General features: G+C 60.9%; 11 protein-coding genes. 9 read left to right on the forward strand and 2 right to left on the reverse strand.

Features of this window, described 5'->3' with window-relative positions; all coding sequences use genetic code 11:
- Nucleotides 1-5 precede the first annotated feature (5 nt).
- Nucleotides 6-2615: a M1 family metallopeptidase gene (locus tag ACFE7X_RS09505; RefSeq protein WP_375435440.1), complete on the reverse strand. Its 2610-nt coding sequence runs from the start codon at nt 2613-2615 to the stop codon at nt 6-8.
- A 321-nt stretch (nt 2616-2936) separates the two neighbouring features.
- Here ACFE7X_RS09505 and pxpB point away from each other — a divergent pair, with 321 nt between their 5' ends.
- From pxpB to ACFE7X_RS09550, 9 genes are all read left to right on the forward strand, one after another.
- Nucleotides 2937-3680, forward strand: a complete 744-nt coding sequence (pxpB, locus tag ACFE7X_RS09510) for a 5-oxoprolinase subunit PxpB (protein ID WP_375435441.1) — start codon at nt 2937-2939, stop codon at nt 3678-3680.
- On the forward strand, nt 3670-4680 hold the full coding sequence (locus ACFE7X_RS09515; RefSeq protein ID WP_375435442.1) for a biotin-dependent carboxyltransferase family protein: 1011 nt from the start codon (nt 3670-3672) through the stop codon (nt 4678-4680). Before pxpB ends, ACFE7X_RS09515 begins: the two co-directional genes overlap by 11 nt.
- Nucleotides 4677-5459, forward strand: coding sequence for a LamB/YcsF family protein (locus tag ACFE7X_RS09520; protein ID WP_375435443.1), 783 nt, complete (start codon nt 4677-4679; stop codon nt 5457-5459). The genes ACFE7X_RS09515 and ACFE7X_RS09520 overlap by 4 nt, the downstream gene beginning before the upstream one ends.
- Nucleotides 5456-6643, forward strand: a complete 1188-nt coding sequence (locus ACFE7X_RS09525; RefSeq protein ID WP_375435444.1) for an NRAMP family divalent metal transporter — start codon at nt 5456-5458, stop codon at nt 6641-6643. Before ACFE7X_RS09520 ends, ACFE7X_RS09525 begins: the two co-directional genes overlap by 4 nt.
- 230 nt (nt 6644-6873) lie before the next feature.
- Nucleotides 6874-8310, forward strand: a complete 1437-nt coding sequence (locus ACFE7X_RS09530; RefSeq protein ID WP_375435445.1) for an amidohydrolase family protein — start codon at nt 6874-6876, stop codon at nt 8308-8310.
- A gap of 183 nt (nt 8311-8493) precedes the next feature.
- Nucleotides 8494-9030: a peptide deformylase gene (locus ACFE7X_RS09535; RefSeq protein ID WP_375435446.1), complete on the forward strand. Its 537-nt coding sequence runs from the start codon at nt 8494-8496 to the stop codon at nt 9028-9030.
- A 208-nt stretch (nt 9031-9238) separates the two neighbouring features.
- Entirely contained in the window at nt 9239-9601 is a 363-nt protein-coding gene (locus ACFE7X_RS09540) for an Imm51 family immunity protein (protein WP_375435447.1), read from the forward strand.
- Nucleotides 9602-9635: 34 nt separating this feature from the next.
- Complete coding sequence (locus ACFE7X_RS09545; RefSeq protein ID WP_375435448.1) at nt 9636-10754, forward strand: VWA domain-containing protein; 1119 nt, start codon at nt 9636-9638, stop codon at nt 10752-10754.
- A gap of 248 nt (nt 10755-11002) precedes the next feature.
- Nucleotides 11003-13411 (forward strand): glycoside hydrolase family 2 TIM barrel-domain containing protein, encoded by a 2409-nt coding sequence (locus ACFE7X_RS09550; protein ID WP_375435449.1) that lies wholly within the window; start codon nt 11003-11005, stop codon nt 13409-13411.
- A gap of 161 nt (nt 13412-13572) precedes the next feature.
- Here the strand turns inward: ACFE7X_RS09550 and ACFE7X_RS09555 are convergent, their stop codons facing one another.
- Entirely contained in the window at nt 13573-15183 is a 1611-nt protein-coding gene (locus ACFE7X_RS09555; protein WP_375435450.1) for a family 43 glycosylhydrolase, read from the reverse strand.
- Nucleotides 15184-15236: the final 53 nt, after the last annotated feature.

A 15236-nucleotide genomic window follows, 5' to 3' on the forward strand; every position in this document is an offset into this window, starting at 1 on the left:
GATTGTTACATCACCAGCTTTTCGGCCCGGAACACGTCGTCGGCGGCTTGCAGCAGCTTGGCGCGCAGCTTGGGATTGTACTGCGGATGCGCGGCCAGAAACTCTCGCACGGTGCGGGCGGCGGTGGGCGTCTGGTAGGAGCCGAGGGTAGCTTGCAGCCAGGAATACGGGAAGAATATGTCGCCGGTCTGCTGGATTTCTTCGAGCAGCGCCAAACTTTCGGGCAGGTATTTTTCGGAGGTAGCGGCGCGCAGCGGATGGTGCAAATAGGCCAGCGCCGAAACCACCCACGCTTCCTTTTCGCGGTTCTTTTCGTCTTTCAGTGAGGCGAAGAAGGCGTCGCGCGTGGCTACATCGGGCGCGAGAGCAGGCACGAGGAACTGCATGCGCTTTTGGCGGTCGGGGTTCTGGATGCGGGCTAGCTGCGCGGGCAGGATGGGCGTTTCGGCGGGGTAGTCGCGCACGGCCAGGGCCAGGGCCAGCGCGGTGTAGTCGTCTTCGGTGAGCTTGATGCCGGTAGGCGCCTGCTGCTTGTTCCAGATATCGTAGAGCCGCGTTTGTGCCACCTTAGTTAGTGCTACGGATTGATAGGCTTTGAAGAGCAGCTTCTTGGAGTTGGGCGCCGGGTTTTGCTGCATCATTTGCCACAGCTCTTTCTCTAGCGCCGGAGCCAGGGCTACCCGTTCCTCGGGCTTGAGCAGCCGCCAGAAAATATCGGTGGCTTGGCCGGTCAGCAGCTTGATGTTCAGTTCCTCCTTCTCTTTCGGCAACACCTGGCGATATACCTCCAGCAGTTGCTGCGGCGCTACGGCGCGGCCGTTGAGCATGTTCTCGTAGAAGTTGACGTAGGCCGTGGCGCGGGCCACCGGGTTTTGCAGCTTGGTTAGGTGGGCGGTCAGTTGCTTGTCAATCGGGAAAACGCCGTAGCCCAAGCCAGTCGAGTTAAACAAGATGAATGTGGGCGCGGCCTCTCCAACTGCGGCAGGCAACGCCACCTCCCGCTGGTTCATGTTCACGGTCAGCTCCTTCACCCGATCCGGGTACACCAGCAGCACTTCGAACAGCTGCGGCCACAGCCGGTCGGACTTGTCCTCGGCTTGCTGCGTGAGCTGCAACGCGGTGATTTTGCCGTTGCTAGTTTGCAGGTCGTAGTCGAAGAGGGGGCGGCCGGGCTGGTTCACCCACACCTGATTCCAGGCGTGCAGGTCGGCGGGGGTGCGGGCGTCGAGGATCTGGATGAGGTCGGGCCAGGTGGCGTTGCCGAAGGCGTACTTCTTGAGGTACGCTTGCAGGCCCTGGCGGAACGGCTCCTCCCCCATCAGCCGCTCCAACTGCCGCATCATGATGGGCGCTTTGTGGTAGATGATGTTGCCGTAGAGCGAGCCGGCGTCCTTCAGGTTTTCTAGGTCCTGGCGGATGGGGTTGGCGCCGGTGGTACGGTCTACGCCGTAGGCCGCGGGATAATGGTCGATGACAAACTTGAGGTCGTAGTTGGAGTTGGCAACGGCTATCTGCGTGATTTTGTCGGCCATAAAGTTGGCAAACACCTCCTTCATCCACACATCGTTGAACCATTGCATGGTCACCAGGTCGCCGAACCACATGTGCGCGGTTTCGTGGCTGATGAGGTTGGAACGCGCTATTTTCTGGTCTTGGGTGGCGCCTTCGTCCAGGAAGAGCGTGCTGGCTTTGTAGTCGATGGCGCCTACGTGCTCCATGCCGCCGTACTGAAAATCGGGCAGGGCCACGAAGTCGAACTTGCGAAACGGATACGGGATGCCGGTGTACTCCTGCAAAAACTTCAGCGCGTCGGCGTGAATCTGGAAGATGGGGTCCAGACTCAGCTTCACCTTGTTTTTATCGGTTTCGCGGTGCAGAAACTGCATTTCTCGGCCCGCCATACTGCGCGTAATGCGCGTGAACTTGCCGGCTGCAAACGAGAACAGGTAGGTGCTAATCGTATCCGAGGGCGCGAAACGGAACGTTTTGCTCTCCGCCGTGACGGTGGAATCCTGCAAGGGACCGTTGGCCAGGGCCTGCCAGCTTTTGGGGAGCGTGAGGGCTAGCGTGAACGAGGCTTTCAGGTTGGGCTGGTCGAACACCGGAAACACCGTGCGGGCGCGGTCGGGCACGAGCAGCGTGTACAGAAAATCCTCGTTGCGGTTCAGACTCTGGTTGCCGGCAATAAAGTTGATTTCAACCTGATTCAGCCCGGATTTGAGGCTGGCAGCCGGCAGCACCAAGTGTTCCTCCCGAAAATCAACAACCACGGGCTTCCCGTTGATGGTCAGGCTTTTCAAGTGGTCGGCTTGTTCCTTGAAATCGAGCTGCACCGGCTGGTCTGCACCGGCCAAGTGGAACGTAACGGTTTCTGAGGCGGCAATAGGCTCGTCTTTGCTGGCCGGAACCGCTAGCTTCAACTCGTAACCTAAGCGGGAAATGCGGCGGGCGCGGTCCTGAGTTAATTCCAAGCTAACGCCCGGCACAACCGCCATGGCGGGCGGGGCCTGCACCGGCTTGGAGTCGGCAACAGTTGGTTTTTTCACGCAGCTACTAACGCAAAAGGTTAGCGCAAAGGTCGCGGCGAACAGGTAGGTGCTATTTTGAAGCTTCATTAGGGGCGGCCATCAAGTCGAAAAGCCAAGATAAAGCAGTTTCAGCGTCCGCTGATTGGTCGAGCTACTGCCGAAGCGCCGTAGAGACGCAAGGCTGCCTCTCCACGGCGCTGTCTTGGTACCAGCTTAAAACGGTTTTTCTTTGCCGCAGCTAAAAGATTATATCCCAGCGGCGTTATTTACAGCGGTTCGTGGGGTAGCGCGAAGCTTTTGCTTCGCGTTTTGGGGCGGGACGGCGGGGCGGCTTGCCGCGGGCGACGAAACGCGAAGTAAAGGCTTCGCGCTACCCAAGAAGTACACGTACGGTTTCTACAATACTCCATGATCTTTCCACCTGGCAACCTTCCCGCCGAAACCCCAGTGCAGCTCTATCCGCTCGGCGATTCGGCCATCGTGCTGCAATTCGGCGACGCCATTAACTCGACCATTCACCGCACCATCCAGGCCGTGGGCGCTTATCTGGAAGAGCATCCGTTTGCCAGCTTTCTGGAGTACGTACCTGCTTTTACTACGCTCACCGTGTATTACAACCCGTGGCTGGCCAGCAAGGCCGGCCGCCTCGACCCGTACGCAACGGTAGCCAGCTACTTGCAGGAGCTACTGCGCCATGTGCCCGCCCCTGCTAGCGGAGCCGCCTCGCCGGTAGTGGAGGTTCCGGTGTGCTACGGCGGCCGTTTCGGGCCCGATCTAGAGTGGTTGGCTCGCCACACGGCCCTGACGCCAAAGCAAGTGGTGGCCCTACACACCAAGCCAGAGTACCTGGTGTACATGATTGGGTTTGCCCCTGGATTTCCATATTTGGGAGGGTTGAACGAGTTACTGGCGGCCCCGCGCAAAGACCAGCCTCGCGCCGAGGTGCCGGCCGGCTCGGTGGGTATTGCGGGCAAGCAAACCGGCATCTACTCCCTGCCCACGCCGGGCGGCTGGCAGCTAATTGGCCGCACGCCGCGGCGCCTGTTTACGCCCGAAGCAACGTCGCCGAGTTTGCTGCGGGCGGGGCAGCGGCTACGGTTTGTGCCCATCACCGAACCAGAGTATTACCACTTGCAGGAGCATGAGTCTTAGCATCATTCGGCCCGGGATGCTGACCACCATTCAGGATGCGGGCCGCTATGGCTACCGCCAAGCCGGCGTCATTGTGAGCGGCCCGATGGACGCCCGGGCCCTGCGCGAGGCCAATCTGCTGGTTGGCAATCCAGAAGGCGCGGCGGGGCTGGAAATCACGCTGCGCGGACCCACTATTCGGTTTGAAGCCGCCCACCTGATTGCCCTCACCGGTGCCGACCTTTCGCCTACCCTCAACGGCCAGCCCCTGCCGATGCGGCGGCCCGTGGCCGTAACCCGCGGCTGCGAGCTGGCTTTCGGAGCAGTTCGGGTGGGCTGCCGGGCCTACCTGGCCGTGTCGGGAGGCTTGGCGGTGCCGGAAGTACTAGGGAGTCGGTCCACCTATTTGCGGGCCGGTATTGGCGGTTTCCAGGGCCGCGCCCTGCAAGCCGACGATGTGGTACCTGCCGCCGGACCAACCGAAATAGGCGGCCAGCTGCGCCAGCTGCTTATGGCGCGCCACCCTGCCCGGGCGTGGGTGGCGGCCAGTTGGAGCATCGCGCCCTCGTGGCCGGGGTCGCCGACGCGGGTAGCTACTATCCGCGCTGTTCGGGGGCCGGAGTACAAGCGGTTTACGACGGCCAGTCAGCAGGATTTTTGGACCCAGGAATTCACCGTAACGCCGAGTTCCGACCGGATGGGCTACCGCCTGCAAGGACCGGAATTGCGGCGCCACAACCACCAGGAAATTCTCTCCACGGCCGTTACCTTCGGCACGGTGCAGGTGCCGGCGGCGGGCATTCCTATTATCTTGATGGCCGACCACCAAACTACCGGCGGCTACCCGCGCCTAGCGCAGGTGATTTCCGCCGACTTTTCCCACCTGGCCCAGTTGCCATTGGGTGGCAGGATTCGCTTTCAGGAAGTAGCATTAACAGAAGCTCAGTTAGCTTATCTGCACCAAGAACGCACGTTACACCAACTCCAACGAGCCCTTAAGCTTACTTTGCCTCCTTCATGAGTGGAACCTACTCCGTTGATTTAAACTGCGACATGGGCGAAAGCTTCGGCGCCTACTCCCTGGGCCACGACGAAGCTATTTTGCCCTTCGTTACGTCCGCCAACATTGCCTGTGGCTTCCACGCCGCCGACCCGGCCACTATGAAGCGCACGGTCCGGCTGGCTTTACAGCACCAAGTGGCCCTCGGCGCGCACCCCGGCCTCCCCGATTTGGTGGGATTTGGCCGCCGCGAAATGGCCGTATCCGCCGAAGAAGTTTATGATATGACCGTCTACCAACTAGGCGCCTTGCAGGCCTTTGTGCGGGCCGAGGGCGGCACCCTGCACCACGTAAAACCCCACGGTGCCCTCTACAACATGGCGGCCGTGAATCCCGCCCTGGCCGAAGCCATTGCCGAAGCCGTGTACCGGGTGCACCCCGAAGCCTGCCTCTACGGGCTGGCCGGCAGCGCCCTGATCAGTGCCGGCCAGAAGCTCGGCCTGGCTACTGCCCACGAAGTGTTTGCCGACCGCACCTATCAGCCTAATGGCACGCTCACCCCGCGCCGCCAGCCCAACGCCCTCATTACCGACGCCACGGCGGCCATCAACCAAGTGGTGCGCATGGTGAAAGAAGGCCAGGTGCAAGCCTTATCGGGCGAAACCGTGGCTATTCAGGCCGATACGGTGTGCCTCCACGGCGACGGAGCGCACGCGCTGGAGTTTGCCCAACAGATTCGGGCCGCGTTGCAGCAGCAAGGAATCAGCGTGCAGGTGGGCCTGCGAAACCCCACCGCATGAGGCCGCCGCGCAAATGGGGCGTACTTATAGGCGCCGCTTTCCTGATGGCTACCTCGGCGGTAGGCCCCGGTTTCCTAACCCAAACCACCGTCTTCACTCAATCCTTAGGAGCCAGTTTCGGCTTCGTGATTCTGACTTCCATCCTCATGGATATCGGCGTGCAGATGACGGTCTGGCGAGTTATTGCGGTGTCGGAAATGCGGGCCCCCGATATTGCCAACCGGGTACTGCCGGGCCTCGGCGGTTTTATTTCCGCCCTTATCGTGCTCGGCGGTCTGGCCTTCAACATCGGCAACGTGGGCGGCGCCGGCCTTGGCCTGGAGGTCCTCACGGGCCTTTCCGTCACGACCTGCGCGGTGCTGGCGGCGGCCATGTCCGTGGCTGTCTTCCTGGTGCGCGAGGCTGGCCCGGTCATGGACCGGTTTGCCCAAATCATGGGGCTGGTTATGATTCTGATTATCATCTACGTAGCCGTTACCACCAATCCGCCCGTAGCCGAAGCGGCCCTGCGCACCGTGGCCCCCACTCGCCTCGACCTCACCGCCATCATCACGCTGGTGGGCGGCACGGTGGGCGGCTACATCACCTTTTCCGGCGGCCACCGCCTGCTCGATGCCGGCATAACCGGCCCCGCCGCCCTGCCCCAAGTAACGCAGAGCGCTGTTATGGGCGTTTCGGTGGCCTCGCTGATTCGGGTGTTTCTGTTTTTGGCCACGTTGGGAGTGGTAAGCCAGGGGCTGGCCATCGACGCCGGCAACCCGACGGCTTCGGTGTTTCAACTGGCGGCCGGGCAGGTGGGCTACAAGCTGTTTGGGGTGGTGATGTTTGCGGCGGCTATTACCTCGATTATCGGCTCGGCCTACACTTCTATTTCCTTCCTGAAGTCTCTGCTACCGAGCGTTGCCGCCCACGAAAACCGCTTCATTATCGGCTTTATCGTGTTGTCGACGCTGGTGTTCGTTGCCGTCGGCAAGCCCGTCAGTTTGCTGGTGTGGGCCGGCGCCCTCAACGGCTTCATCCTGCCCATTACGCTCAGTACGCTGCTCGTAGCCGCCTATCGCCCCGACGTAGTTGGCGCTTACCGGCACCCGCTCTGGCTGGCAGCTTTCGGGGTGGCCGTTGTACTGATTATGACCGGAATGAGCGTCACGGTGCTGGCGCAGCAGGTAGCGGCGTTGTTTTAAGTGATTGTGCACCCTACCCTCGGCGTATAAGTACTTGCCAGAGGCTGTAGCGCGAAGCCTGCGCTTCGCGTGTCGTTGCTTAAGTTGAACGATGTTGTTGCTATGACGCGGTGCAGGGTCGGTTGTTAGGACCAGTCGTTTAACGATACGCGAAGCTTAGGCTTCGCGCTACAGCCTCTGGCAACCAACTGATTTCACTACCTAGTTGCCGCTCCTTTCTAACTCTTTCTATGAAACTCGTCTACCGCCTACTTGCTTGCACGCTACCATTGCTAGCCGCAGGATTTGCCAACCGACAGCCTGCGCAAGCGCCCTACGACCTCGTCATCACGCACGCCAACGTGGTGGACGTGGAAACCGGCCGGGTGCTGCCCGATCAAACGCTCGGCGTGAGCGGGGGCCTGATTCAACGCTTAAGCAAGTCGACCACGGCCTCACTGGCCGCCAAAAAAACCCTGGATGCCCGCGGCAAATACTTGATTCCGGGTTTGTGGGACATGCACGTGCACTTCCGGGGCGGCGATTCGCTGATTACGGCCAACCGCAACCTGCTGCCGCTTTACCTGGCCCACGGCATCACGACGGTGCGCGACGCGGGTGGTGACCTAACGCCGGCCGTTTTTTCCTGGCGCGAGCAAATCCGAACGGGTCGGCTGGCCGGCCCTACCATCTATACCTCCGGCCCGAAAATAGATGGCCCAAAGGCGTTTTGGGCCGGTTCGCTGGAAGTCGAGACGCCCGCGCAGATTGAAAAAGCGCTGGACTCTTTGCAAGCTCTGAAAGTGGATTACGTGAAGCTCTACGAAAGCACCATCTCGCGCGACGCCTTCCTCAATACCATTGCCGCCGCTGAAAAACGGGGCCTGACCACCACCGGCCACATGCCCTACACGGCCACGTTGCGGGAAGCCTCGGAGCGGGGCCTCGATGCCTCCGAGCACCTCTATTATGTGTTTAAAGGCTGTTCCGCCAAGGAAGACAGCATCACCAAAGCCGTTCAGAACAGCCTCAGCACTCCCAAGCCGCTCGGCCTGTTTGCCGTGCTGCCCACCATCTACCGTACCTACGACCCCGCCACCGCCACCCGCCTCTACCGAACCTTGGTAGCCAACAAAACCGCCGTCGTGCCCACACTCTACATCCAGAAGCTGCTGGCGGCACTCCCCGAAACCGACCACTCGCGCGATACGCTGCTCGCCTACATCGACCCCAAGATCCAAGCTACCTATGCCCGCCGCTTGGCCGGCGCCCGCGCGCAATCCGCCGCCACCCGCGCCTTCAATAAGCAGCTCGGCACCAAGTTCACGACCTTGGTGCCCGCTATGCAAAAAGCTGGCGTGACGCTGCTGGCTGGCTCCGACAGCGGCGCGTCCAACTCCTACGTGTATCCTGGCACCTCCTTGCTTGGCGAGTTGGAACTGATGGTGCAAGCTGGCCTAACCCCTGTTCAGGCCCTGCAAGCGGCCACTATCAACGGCGCCCGGTTTCTGAAAGCCGACAAAACCTCCGGCACCATTCGGGTGGGCAAAGCCGCCGACCTGGTGCTGCTAGACCAAAACCCACTGGCAAACATCACCAACCTGCGCAAGATCAACACGGTAGTTACGCGCGGCAATGTGTACACTGCCGCCGACCTGCGCCAGCTGCTGCAAGCCGTAAAACACTAGTCGGTACGGTTGGCGTAGAGGGGGTAGCGCGGAGCCTTTGCTTCGCGTTTCACGGCACCGTTGACGTGGCTCCGCCTCCATAACGACGTTTCCCGATACGCGAAGCAAAGGCTTCGCGCTACACCTCGGCCAATCAGTACCTCAACCAATAACCGCTCTAGCTTTTACCGAAAAGAAACGTCTATGCCCGTTCGTGACATCCTGCAACTCGGCCACCCGATTCTGCGCCAACTAGCCCAACCCGTCCCAGATCCTACCGCGCCGGCCGTGGCGGCCCTCGTAACGGACCTGACGGATACCGTGGCGCACTGGCGCGAAACCACCGGCTATGGCCGCGCCATTGCGGCCCCTCAAATTGGCGATTTGCGGCGTGTGGTGCTGCTGCGGCTGCCGGGCCGGCCGGTGTGGCCGTTCATCAATCCGAGCATTGTGGCCCACAGTCCGGCAAAGATGGTAGTATGGGACGCTTGCCTGTCTTTCCTGTCCATTTTCATGCAAGTGGAGCGCTACGAGTGGATTACGGTGCGCTACCAAGACCTAACGGGCGAGTGGCACGAAACCCACGCCGGCCGCGAAGACGACCTGGCCGAACTGCTCCAACACGAAATCGACCACCTCGACGGCATCCTCTCCCTCGACCGGATGGTGGACGTAAAGACCATCTGCTCCCGCGAAGAATTCGAGCGCCAATACCGCGCCAACAGCCCGTATGGGAGGTGAAGTGATGAAGTGGTGCGTTTGGCGTTTAAATTCATATACACCAAATCCGCCTGTCATCCTGAGCTTGCGAAGGACCTTATCATGTTAGAACAAGACGTTGGTGCGTCAGCCGTCCACACAGGAGAAGGTCCTTCGCTTTGCTCAGGATGACAAGCATTTTTCAAGGTGGATCAGGCGTAAGCTAGCAACTCCTAGTACCTTTCAGTCAATGGCAAATACCTATTTCCCTTTCGTCGTCTACGATTTACAGGAACACGCAACCCCCGAGCGCAAGTACCGGATTGCAGTGGACCTCTCGGAGATGGACGACTACTACAACGTGTTTGAGAAGCACGGCTTCAGCGGCAGCGGCGCCTCGTGGGCGGAGCATATTGAAACCATCCTGGAAGAGCACGCCCCCGACCTGCTCGACCATGTAGAGCTAGCCGGCGAAGGCGAAATCTTCCGCGCCTACACCGACAGCCGGGCCGCCGCTGAGCAGTTCTTGCGCCTGGTCCACCCTATTTTTGCCGACCTCGGTAGCCTCAACAAATACCTCAGCCAAACCGACCCCGGCGACTTTTTCGAGTAGAATTATTCCGCTGCTTGCGCCGCTACTACCCGCTATGCCCGATTCATCCGCTGCCCGTTGGAAACTGGTGCTCGGTTCCGCTGCCGACGCCGACAACCAAACGCCGTTCCCGCCCGACTACCAGGGCATGGACGACGTGCTAACCGCCCTCTACGACGAGCAGGAAAGCAAAGAGCGTAAAGCCGGCCTCGGCAATTCGGCCCCGCGCGTGAGCCGCTGGCTCGGCGACATTCGCACTTACTTCCCCGCCGACGTGGTGGCCGTCATGCAGCGCGACGCCATGGACCGCCTCGGCTTGCAGCAACTGTTGATGGAGCCCGAAATCTTGCGCACCGTGCAGGCCGACGTGCAATTGGTGGGCACGCTACTATCGTTGAGCCGGGTGATGCCGCAGAAAGTGAAGCACACCGCCCGCGAAGTGGTGCGCAAAGTGGTGCACGAGCTAGAACAGAAATTCTCGAACCCGCTCCGGCAGGCCGTGCAGGGCGCCCTCAGCCGGGCCGTGCGCAACCCGCGCCCCCGCTACCGCGAAATAGATTGGGGCGCCACCATTCGGGTGAATCTCAAGCACTACCAGCCGGCTCAGCGCACCATCATTCCCGAGCGGCTGGTAGGTTTCGGGCGGCGCGGGCAAGCCCTGAAGGAAATCGTGCTGTGCGTGGACCAAAGCGGCTCGATGGCCTCGTCGGTGGTGTATGCGGGCGTTTTTGGGGCGGTGCTGGCTTCCATTAAAGCCGTGAAAACGCACATGGTGGTGTTTGATACCGCCGTGGTCAACCTCAGCGAAAACCTACAGGACCCGGTGGATCTGCTGTTCGGGGTGCAGCTCGGCGGCGGCACCGACATCAACCGGGCCCTCACCTACTGCCAGCAACTCATTACCCGCCCCACCGATACCATTCTGGTCCTCGTCAGTGACTTGTACGAAGGCGGCAACGAGGCCGAGATGATCAAACGCGCAGCCGCTCTTAAAGCCGCGGGCGTCACGGTAGTGGCCCTGCTGGCCCTCTCCGACGAAGGCGCCCCCAGCTTCGACCGGCGCGTCGCCGAAAAGCTGGCCGCCTTCGATATTCCCAGCTTCGCCTGCACGCCCACGCAGTTTCCGGAGCTGATGGCCGCCGCCATTCAAGGCCGGGAGCTGAGGCTGGTATAGCGCGAAGCCTGCGCTTCGCGTATCGTTGCTGTAATCAAATGACAGTAACGCCAACTTTGGATTGCTCGCTTGTTGAATGGCATAGGTTGTAGCAGCGCTACCCCATCGTTCGACGATACGCGAAGCACAGGCTTCGCGCTACAGCAGGCAACGAACCCAACGGCACCAACGCTAAGCAAGGGTATACAAGTACCGCGCTAGGGCCGGAGGCTGTACATTCGCCTTCAAGCCCCTGCCTTTGCTGCTCTATGAAACATACGCTCGCCTTCGTCTTGCTGCTCTTAACTTCCGCTGTGCAAGCGCAGAACATCCCCGCCAAAACCACCCTCTTCGATGCCGGCTGGCGCTTCCACCGCGGCGGAGCGCAGGGCGCGGAAAAGGCCGGGTTCGACGATGCCAAGTGGCAACCCGTAGACCTGCCCCACGACTGGAGCATAGCGGACCTACCGGGCACTGCCTCGCCTTTCAACCCGGATGCTATTAGCCAAACCAGCGGCGGCTTCACGACGGGCGGCACCGGCTGGTACCGCAAAACCTTCGCGGTGCCCGCCACCCAAAAAGGCCAGCGCGTGCAGTTGCAGTTCGACGGCATCTACATGAACGCCGAGGTGTGGCTGAACGGATTATCCCTGGGGCGACACCCGTACGGCTACACCAGCTTCTGGTACGACGTGACCGACAAAGTGAAGTTCGGAGAAAGCAACGTGCTGGCCGTGGAAGTGAAGAACGAAGGCGCGAACAGCCGCTGGTACTCGGGTTCGGGCATCTACCGGCACGTGTGGCTCACGGTGCAGGCGCCGGTGCACCTCGAGCAGTGGAGCACCTACCTGACCACGCCGGAAATCACCGCCACTTCGGCGCAAGTGAAGGCGGAAACGCAAGTGCTCAACCAAAGCGCGCAGCCCGCTCAACTCACGCTGGTTACCCGCCTCCGCAGCCCCCAAGGAAAAGAAGTGGCCCGCACCGAATCCAAGCAAACCGTAGCAGCAGGGGCCGCGGCCTCGGTTAAGCAAACCTTGGCCGTGAAGTCGCCGGAACGGTGGTCAGTGGATAAGCCGGCGCTGTACACTGCCATTACGGAAGTATACCAAGGCCAGCAGCTGCTCGACCAGCAGGAAACGCCGTTTGGCATTCGCACGATTTCGTTTGACACGCAGAACGGGTTCCGCTTGAACGGCCAGACACTGAAGCTGAAAGGCGGCTGCTTCCACCACGACAACGGTCCCTTGGGCGCCAAAGCCTACGATCGGGCCGAGGAGCGCAAAATCGAGCTACTGAAAGCCAGCGGCTACAACGCCATCCGCTGCTCGCACAACCCGCCCTCCCCGGCCCTGCTCGCCGCCTGCGACCAACTCGGCATGCTGGTTATCGACGAGGCGTTCGACCAGTGGCGGGAAGCCAAGAATCCCTACGACTACAGTCTCTACTTCAATCAGTGGTGGCAAAAAGACGTGGCCAGCATGGTGCTGCGCGACCGTAACCACCCGAGCATCATCCTCTGGAGCCTCGGCAACGAGATACCCGAGCGCGGCAAACCCGAAGGCGCCACAACCGCCCGCCAACTAGCCGACTTCATCCGCACCCTCGATACGAGCCGGCCCATTACGGCCGCCGTCAACGGCCTTGCTCCCGACAAAGACCCGTACTTCGCCGAACTCGACGTGGCCGGCTACAACTACGCCGCCGGCGGCGACCATCACCAAAAGGATATTTACGCCCAAGACCACGCCCGCCTGCCTAACCGGGTGATGTACGGCTCGGAAACGTACCCGCTCGAAGCCTTTGACAGCTGGATGAAAACGCTGGACCATTCCTACGTAATCGGCGACTTTGTGTGGACCGCCTTCGACTACATCGGCGAAGCCAGCATTGGCTGGCTTGGCTACTGGCAGTACCAGAACTTCTACCCCTGGAACCTGGCCTTCTGCGGCGACATCGACATCTGCGGCTGGAAACGGCCCCAATCCTACTACCGCGACGCCCTCTGGAAACAGAATCAGGTTTCTCTCTTCGTGAAGCCGCCCACGCCCTCTTTCCCCTTAAACTCTACCAAAGAAGAGTGGAGCAAATGGGAATGGCGCGACCTACTGGCCGACTGGACCTGGCCCGGCCAGGAAAACAAGCCCCTGACCGTGGAAGTGTATTCTTCCTGCGAGCAAGTCGAGCTGCAACTAAACGGCAAAAGCCTCGGCATCAAGCCCACCACCCGCGCCACCCAGTACACTGCCACCTGGACCGTGCCCTACCAGCCCGGCGAACTGAAAGCCATTGGCCGCAACGGCAAAAAGCAGGTTGGCACCGCCGCACTACGCACCGCAACCCAACCCGCCCGCCTCGCCCTCACCGCCGACCGCCCAGCCATCAAAGCCAACAGCCAAGACCTTAGCTACATCACCGTAGAGCTAGTCGATAGCAAAGGCGTCCGCCACCCAAAAGCAGAAAACGCCCTGAAGTTCGAGCTAAGTGGCCCGGGCACCATCGTCGGGGTCGGCAACGCCAACCCCATCAGCACCGAAAGCTACCAGCGTCCCCAGCGCAACGCCTGGCAGGGCCGCGCGCTGGTGGTGGTGAAGTCTGGCGAGAAAACCGGAAAAATCACACTGCGAGCTACTACTGAGGGAATGTCAACAGCAGAAGTATCAGTCGAGGCACGGTAGGTTGTGTTGCCCATAAAAAAGCGTCTAGGCAAATATGCCCAGACGCTTTTTGGTTTCACCAGGGAATGGTTCTACTAGAATTAGAAGGAGCTATGCTCTACCAGAACGAACCATGAGAACGTCATGCAGAGGCGACTTCCCAAACAGCTTCAGCGAAGCTTCTACTGGCTATCCAGCGCAAACCGCTCGAAGGTAGCGGTGGCCGCAACGGGCCCGCGGGCCAATACGCCCACGCGGACGCCCCGGTCCCAGGGCGGCAGGTACGCGCCGTTGATGGCCGCGGCGCCGGCGGCGGGCAGGGCCTGCCAGGTTTTGCCGTTGTCGGCGCTGTAATCGAAACGGAACTGGTTGCCGTTTTCCGCTTTCAAGCGAAAAGTCAGGGCGGCAGCGGTTGGCAGCTTGGTTTCACTTATCGTTTTCTGCTTGCCTTTTTCCAATTGCCAGAGCTGCAACTTGCCGCCACCGGCTGTCAAAGCCAACGTGTTTTCCGGGTCGCCGTGGGCGGCAATGCCCGCTACCGTGCCCGCGGGCAGCGTGGCCGGGTTCAGCAACGTAGTGGTAGCGGTGTAGTCGGCAGTGGTGGTGTGCTGGCCCAGGACCGCGCCACTGTGCTGCGGGCGGGCCGTGAGTTGCAGCTGGCCGCCGCGCACGGCCACGGTGGGGCGCTCCTCTACTGGCCACTGCCACGACGGCAACAGCGTGGGACCATCAAACTCGTCGCTTAGGTCGCGGGCGGCTAGGGGGGCGGGATTGGCAGGTACGGAACCACCGCGGAACTCGGGCCAACCGTCGGCGGTCCAGGTGAACTCGCTGAGTACGCCTTGGCGGCCCACAAACTCGAAGCTGCGGGTGTCGTAGGCGTGGTGCAGCATGTACCAGCGGTTGCCGCGGTTGAACACGGTGCCGTGGCCGGGGCAGGCCCACTTGTCGTTTTTGGTGAGGATGGGGTTCTTCTCATACTTCTCCCAGGGCCCGAGCAGGCTCTTGGCCCGCGCAATACCGGTGCCATAGGTGCAAGTGTGCCCGCAACAGCCGTTGGCGGCATAAAAGGCGTAGAAATACTCGTTGCGCTTGATCATGGACACACCCTCCACGAGGTTGCCTTCCCAGGGGGCTGTGTTGCGGAACAACTCTTTTTTCTCGCCGAGCAGGGCCGTATGCTCGTCGTTGAGGCGCTGGGCCCAGATGGGCGTGGGCAGGTTGCGGCTGTTGCCGTCTTCCTTCCAGATCAGGTACAGCTCGCCTTTCTCGTCGCGCATCGGGAAGCCGTCAATCGAGCCCACCTCCTGCCCCACCAGCGGGCCCAGGTCGCGGTAGGGGCCGGCCGGGTTATCGGCCACAGCTACGGCCACAGCTAAGTTGCCGCCTTTCTTGTGGGCCGTGTAGTAGATGTAGGTTTTGTTGCCTTCCTGGCTGATTTCCGGGGCCCAGAAGTAGTAATCGGCCCAGGCGGGTAGTTCCTTAGGAAACACATGCCCGGCTAATTCCCAATCGGTTAGGTTGGTTGATTTCAGCAGCGGAAACATAGGTCCCCAGTTCGAAGACGTAGCCGTGGCCCAGTAGGTGTCGCCTACTTTGGTGATGGACGGGTCGGGAAAGTCGCCGGCCAGCACCGGGTTGACGATGGAAATAGCGGGCTCTTCCACTTCCGCTATGGTCTCGGCGGGGGTGGACGTGGGAGTAGTGACGACGGTGGTCTTGGTTTGCTGGCAGGCGCCGAGCAGACACAAGGCAAAACCGAGCGTCAGATTGATCTTGCTGGTTGTTACCATGAAGGAGCTACAATTACGAGGGGAATTTATGAGGCGAACAGCAGTATGATTAA

Source organism: uncultured Hymenobacter sp. (genome assembly GCF_964242765.1).
In the GTDB taxonomy this organism is placed as follows: Bacteria; Bacteroidota; Bacteroidia; order Cytophagales; family Hymenobacteraceae; genus Hymenobacter.